This window comes from Leyella stercorea DSM 18206 (assembly GCF_000235885.1).
Classification (GTDB): Bacteria; Bacteroidota; Bacteroidia; order Bacteroidales; family Bacteroidaceae; genus Prevotella; species Prevotella stercorea.
Genome location: NZ_JH379342.1, coordinates 1 through 5777 on the forward strand (window position 1 = coordinate 1; position 5777 = coordinate 5777).

Sequence of the window (5777 nt, forward strand, 5' to 3'; positions counted from 1 at the left end):
ACAAAAAGAAGAACCGGCACGCAAGCATCCCCAATCCGAGTAACCAAATGGCCGTAGAGGACATCAAGCAGGTACAGGACGTAATAGCCCGTGAAAGCAAACTGCTCGTGTACACGCACTTCAACATGGTGGTGGGCGTGCCTGCCGACACCGACCTTCAAAAATGCACGAATCACTTGGAAAACGCTTTTGGGCGCATGGGCATACATATCAGTAAGCGTGCATACAACCAACTGGAACTGTTCGTCAGTTCATTTCCGGGCAACTGTTACAGCCTGAACGAGGAATATGACCGTTTTCTGACCCTCTCCGACGCTGCGGTATGCCTGATGTACAAGGAACGGGTGCAGCATAGTGAGGAAACGCCGATAAAAATTTATTATACTGACCGTCAAGGTGTTCCGGTAGCTATCGACATCACGGGAAAAGAGGGAAAGAACAAGCTGACCGACAACTCGAATTTTTTCTGCCTGGGGCCTTCGGGCAGCGGAAAGAGTTTCCACATGAACTCCGTCGTGCGCCAGTTGCATGAACAGGGGACGGACGTGGTAATGGTCGATACGGGTAACTCATACGAGGGGCTATGCGAGTATTTCGGCGGCAAGTATATCAGCTATACCGAGGAACGGCCCATCACGATGAATCCGTTCCGCATCAATCGGGAAGAGATGAACGTAGAAAAAACGGGATTCTTGAAAAACCTCGTCTTGCTTATCTGGAAAGGTACGCAGGGAACGGTCACAAAGACGGAAGACCGTCTGATAGAGCACGTCATCACGGAATATTACGACGCCTACTTCAATGGTTTCGAGGGCTTCACACCCCAACAGCGTGAGGACTTGCGTAAGAGCCTCGTTATTGATGACCGCAACAGCAGTGAGAAGCGGCACGAAAGCGAACGGGAACGCGCGGTCCGCATCGAGGGTATCATTGACGAGATAGAGGGCCGACGCAAGGAACTGAAAGTGGAGGAACTGTCATTCAACTCTTTCTATGAATATTCCGTGCAGCGCATCCCGGATATCTGTGAGGAGAACCGTATCACGGGCATCGACCTCTCGACATACCGCTATATGATGAAGGACTTCTATTTGGGCGGCAACCACGAAAAAACGCTGAACGAGAACATGGACAGCTCGCTGTTCGACGAGACGTTCGTGGTCTTCGAAATCGACAGCATAAAAGATGACCCGCTGCTTTTTCCTTTGGTCACGCTGATTATCATGGATGTTTTCTTGCAAAAAATGCGCATCAAGAAGAACCGCAAAGTCCTTGTCATCGAGGAAGCATGGAAAGCCATCGCCAGCCCGCTGATGGCGGAGTACATTAAATTTATGTACAAAACAGCGCGTAAATTCTGGGCCAGTGTGGGCGTGGTGACACAGGAAATACAAGACATCATCGGCAGCGAAATCGTGAAAGAGGCCATCATCAATAACTCGGATGTGGTGATGCTGCTTGACCAGAGCAAATTCAAGGAACGTTTCGACACCATCAAGACGATTCTTGGCCTAACGGACGTGGACTGTAAGAAAATTTTTACCATTAACCGCCTTGAAAACAAGGAAGGACGCAGCTTCTTCCGCGAGGTGTTTATCCGTCGGGGCACGACCAGCGGTGTTTATGGCGTGGAAGAACCGCGCGAGTGCTACATGACTTACACGACCGAACGAGCGGAGAAAGAGGCTCTGAAGCTTTACAAGCGCGAGTTACAATGCAGCCACCAAGAGGCTATCGAGGCATATTGCCGCGACTGGAATACCAGCGGTATCGGCAAGGCATTGCCGTTTGCGCAGAAAGTTAATGAAGCGGGATGTGTACTGAACTTAACCACTAAAATAACATCATAATGAAAACGAAAAGGATTTTAATCACCCTGTCACTGGGCTACGGGATAAATATGATGGGGTTTGAAAGCAACTTGACGCGCGAACAAATCTCTGTCAGCAATCCGGAACTCACTGTTTTGTCCCTCCGGGAGTTTTGTATGCTGTCCAAGGAGAACCTGCTCCGCATGGATGACATGACACCGGACAAAGTAGCCGCCATCGAACGGTTGTTGGCAGAGTATTCCCTTCGGTTGGGTATGTCCGATGTAGAACTGGAAGCGTATTTGAACCGGTATTATGAAGAAAACCCCAAAGAAAAGGAGTTTTACGATATGTGCGACAGGCTATGTAACAGCAAACCTGTCTTCGATGAAAACAGGTTTCGAGAAGAACTATTCAGGGAACTGAACAGTAGTCCGATGAGTGAAAAAAGACTAAGTGACTTGGGATGGCTACGTTATCAGACCGTGCGCGAAACTTATCTAAACCAGCCTTTCTTTTTGAGATGGTTCGGCTCCCAAGAAGCCCGGATCAAAAGGGCCATCAAGGATACTACCATCATACATGATATGTTCTGCCGACTTGTCACGGAGAATTGTATCGAATCTGAACGGTGGTATTTCAATCACAAGGAACCGGAATACATAAAAGAGGTCTGAAACGATGAAACGGCTGTTTATCTTTTGGGTTATCCTATTGCCTGCCCTGACACAGCACGTTCACGCACAATATTACAGCGTGAACTATGACGCTCGTACCGTGGCGGCCATGGCCGCAGCATTCGGCACGGAGGCAGTAGCCGAAAGCTACTACCGCGAGCAGGTGGATGATATTCTGAAACACTATACGGCGGCAGAAGTGGCGGCAGCAGGGATATTTTCTTCCAAATTTTTGGAACACAAGGCTCTGTCCGACCTTGGCATCTGGTGCAGCAGCACGGAAAATTACTACTATCGTCGAATTTACCACATGGTGGCAGAAAAAATCATGCCGAAAATATGGGTGGTGGCGAAGCTGATGCTGCGCTCACCACAAACAGCAATCCACTGGGGCAGCTACCTGATGAAGGTGTGCGACGATACGAAGAGCCTGTGTATGCAGTTCGAAAGTGTGGTGACAAACAGCACGCTGTCGTTCTCGGACATCGCTTTTCTGGAAATTGACCGCGACATTGCCACCTTGCTGAACCTCGCAGAACTGGGCGGTACCGATTGGCAACGGATGTTGGACAACTTTACCAAAGTGCCGGGCAATTTCACGATTGAGAACTTAAAGGGCGACATTGACAACCTTTATAACATGGGCGTAGGGCTGGCAACATCAGGTATGGAGAACCTCGGTGACGCTCTACTGCAAAGTAGTGCGTTCCATGACCTGTTGGGTGGCAAAGTCAATGAAATCGGCAACCTGTATGAACACTACGGTACTCTCTTCGAGCAGGCGGAACATGACATCGGCAGTCTGCTAATCGACATGGTGGGCGGTCAGGATAGCGTGGCCGCATTGTTCAATTTCAGCAACTACGACCTCACATCGTGGATGACCGACTATATGGACAATGCTGTCGGGAACTATTACACGCAACGGTGGTATATCGCACGGCGTGATCAAGGAAGCATTTCTCTATGCGACTACTACCCACCGACAGACGACAACAGCATATTGAATGGGGGCGCATGGACACGCTTTAACACGAGTGATCCGGGATTTTATCCGAACGCTTCGCAACGGGAGCAGGCCCTCGCCAATTCAGAACGGTATGCCGGATGGTCAAGAAGCCGAGTGCAACAGCTCAACAATAGCAACGATGGCTACACCTATACTATCAATACCCGACAACAGGCCTATATCATCAGTAAGGGTAACAAACAGACAAAGAAGGCATACGCCTACGAGATACACGTGACACAGAGTTGGAATCGGACGGAGGTGGTCTATGAGGATGTCTTCGACTCCTATTCGATGGATTTGAATACGTTCAAAGCGCAACTCAATGCCCGCCTCTCGGAGTTCAATGACAACGAGGAAGGCTATGTCTATTACATAGCATCCGATGCACGGAACTATTATCAGGCGACGGACGCCGCAAAATTGCAGGGATGCGAAAGCGTGACCATCAGTGTAACCTGTTCAGACGGGGCGACGCTGGGACAAGGCTCGACACAATACAAGTGTCGCAAGTGTGGCGGCTCACTGGATGCCCACTCCAAAGAGTGTGTCATGCAGACCTCGGTAACGGAGAACGAACTGGACCTTTCAGAACTGGACGCACTGATACGGGAAGCGGACAATCAAGTCGCCGTTCTTCAATCTCAGATTAGTGCCTTGGAAAAGGAAAACGCCGACCTTCTGAAAAAAATTGCCGAGGCGAGCGTGGAAGACGCAGCAGCTTACCGGCAACAATATAACTCCAACCGGACACGTATCGAGGAACTGAAAAGCGAACTTGCCGAGTGGCAACAAAAACAGAAGGAGTACGCAGATGCGAAGCAGGAAGCGGAAGCAGAGAACGATGTGCCGACAGATGATTACTACCGCCTACCGGCTATCATGCAGGATTGCAAGACAGCCTATAGCCTCACTTGGCAGGACGGAGGTACATGGAGCGGCTATACGTTCGTCCGTAAGGCGACGATGCCGAACATCAATGGTATCATTACGTTCCGTGCGACTATTTCTATCGCACGGAAGCCGAAATACTTTCTGGGTATCAAGATTCACCGTGCCATTATCCAAATCAGTTGGGAATTGACTTCGGCATACACAGACACGCACGTTGCCGATGTACTGACACTCGATCCGAACCTGTCGAACGAGGAAAAGACTAAAATCGCGAATAATCGCATATCGGAAATCGCACGGGAATATCCCAACTGTAAAATCACTACCGAGTATGCCCGTACAGAACCTATGGAAGAAGTACCGAACAGCGACGTGTACCACCTGCTTTGGTCAAGTGACCGCCTCGAAATCGCACGAGAAGTGGATTCACGTATCACGAAAATATACGCCGACCTCATATCCTTGGAGAAGATGATGCACTACAAGCGGAACATCATCGACGTACTGAAGGATGTGCTACCGGGACTCGATACGGACGAGGGTCGTAGGCTGACACTCGTGGAAGAGTGCCATGACCGCTGGGTAGAAAACGCACGGACATCCCGAAGTGGCAGAAAGGAGGTACGGCCATGAAACGCACTATACTGATAGCCATTACGTTGCTTGCGCTACTACCCGATGTCGCCAAGGGCCAATGGACATTCGATATCGTGTCGGTGGAAGCGTACATAAATGACCACAAAAAACAACGCAGCCTGTTGCTGGCCCGAAGCACGCTGGAATACAGCAACCAACTGCTGCACGAGTACAGCCGTGAGGAGACGGGCAAATACAAGGAAGTAAATATCGACCTTGACCGCTATACCCGTGCCTTTGATGTCATCGACGTGATGTACCAATCCCTGCGGACGGTGCTGAACGTGAAGGATACCTACAGCTCGGTAAGTGACCGTATCGGTGACTATAAGACCATGCTGGAGGCTTTCCATGAGAAAATCCTGAAACATGGGAACATCGAGCCGTCAGACGCATTGATACTGACTATCAATGAAAAAGCAATACGGGACATCGCCAACGAGGGAGAACACCTCTATAAGTCGGTGAGCGACCTCGTGCTGTATGCCACGGGCGCAGCGGCCTGCTCGACCAGCGACCTGCTGATGGTACTGGAGTCCGTGAACAAGTCGCTGGACAGCATTGAGCAACACTTGAACCGGGCATACATCGAGACATGGAGATACATACAGGTACGTATCGGCTACTGGAAATCGAAGATTTACCGGGAACGTACCAAACGGGAAATTATCGACGGTGCTTTCGGACGATGGCGCAATGCGGGACGACTGGATTATTGACGGTAAAAGAGGAAGGAGGTAAATAATGCCA

General features: G+C 50.0%; 4 protein-coding genes. All 4 read left to right on the forward strand.

Annotation, left to right across the window (positions count from 1 at the left end):
- On the forward strand, nucleotides 1-1850 hold a 1850-nt coding region (locus HMPREF0673_RS00520), incomplete at its 5' end, for a TraG/VirB4 family ATPase (protein ID WP_007896741.1).
- Nucleotides 1850-2488 carry a hypothetical protein gene (locus HMPREF0673_RS00525; protein ID WP_007896742.1) on the forward strand — a complete coding sequence of 213 codons (639 nt, stop codon included), beginning with the start codon at nucleotides 1850-1852 and terminating at the stop codon, nucleotides 2486-2488. The genes HMPREF0673_RS00520 and HMPREF0673_RS00525, both read left to right, overlap by 1 nt.
- 4 nt (nucleotides 2489-2492) lie before the next feature.
- The gene (locus tag HMPREF0673_RS00530; protein WP_007896743.1) at nucleotides 2493-5024 is read left to right on the forward strand and encodes a hypothetical protein; all 2532 of its coding nucleotides are present in this window, start codon (nucleotides 2493-2495) and stop codon (nucleotides 5022-5024) included.
- The gene (locus tag HMPREF0673_RS00535) at nucleotides 5021-5746 is read left to right on the forward strand and encodes a hypothetical protein (protein WP_004322064.1); all 726 of its coding nucleotides are present in this window, start codon (nucleotides 5021-5023) and stop codon (nucleotides 5744-5746) included. Before HMPREF0673_RS00530 ends, HMPREF0673_RS00535 begins: the two co-directional genes overlap by 4 nt.
- Nucleotides 5747-5777: the final 31 nt, after the last annotated feature.